This window comes from Escherichia sp. KCJ4928 (assembly GCF_004352695.1).
Lineage (GTDB): Bacteria > Pseudomonadota > Gammaproteobacteria > Enterobacterales > Enterobacteriaceae > ECMA0423.
Map to the genome: position 1 here is coordinate 1 of NZ_SJWV01000481.1, position 825 is coordinate 825.

The following is an 825-nucleotide window of genomic DNA, read 5'->3' on the forward strand; positions in this document are numbered from 1 at the left end:
TGTCGATGGCACGATCAAAGGCTTTCCAGTCATCACTGATTTTGTCTGCGTTGTCACTGATATTACCCGGATCGGACAATTGCCCACCAACGGACGGAAGCAGAAGACTGAAGTCATCTTCCGGACCTGCTTTTGTCAGCAGGGCCGGGTTTGCCAGAGGTGCCACACCGTAGTGAGAGGAGGCTACCCCGGTTCCCCCCATTGCATCATTGCGGGCTTCAAAATATGAAGTCGCGGCTGTTGAATTAAAGGAAAATAAAACAGCAGATGCGATGAGAGTTCGGGTAATGTGCATATTCATCATCATTTCAGTTTCCTGGTTTGAGGTGTTTTGGGTACAGCAACGGTATGACACGACTGTGCCATTAAAAATTTATTGGTTTTTTCTCTGCGTTATTACCAGGGTAATAACGGTATACTGAATAACTCAGCAGGTAATATTTTTCCTGTCATCAGATATTCTGCCTGTGCCGGACGAAGCGTTACGGTCCGGACGGATGTCTTTGCATATAAATTGCGGGCAGTGTGAAACCAGTTTTCTTTTTCCTTATTCATTCTTACAGGTGATAAAGAAAGTACAGGATAAATGATGGCTTTATTAATTTCTTTTTTCTTGCGGAACAGTACACCGCAATATTCCTGTGAATGAACACCGGCAAAAGGAAAACTGTGCCAGATAATAATATCCACATTATCGCTGGCTGAAATAAGCTGGCAGAACGCATCCTGTGTGGCTGGCCACTCACCGGCACGGCTTAAAGGATAACGTACCCTGCCGTTCAGCCATTCCGGGTTGAGATAAAACCAGTCAGCCAGAGCCGTCAG

Annotated in this window: 1 protein-coding gene and 1 pseudogene; both read right to left on the reverse strand. The window is 45.8% G+C overall.

Going from position 1 to position 825, the window contains the following annotated elements; all coding sequences use genetic code 11:
- Nucleotides 1-307: conjugal transfer protein TraF (traF, locus tag E0D98_RS24975; RefSeq protein ID WP_165941069.1), on the reverse strand; the 307-nt coding region annotated here is incomplete at its 3' end.
- 89 nt (nt 308-396) lie between these two features.
- A pseudogene (locus E0D98_RS24980) lies at nt 397-825 on the reverse strand (conjugal transfer protein TraE); the annotation flags it as partial.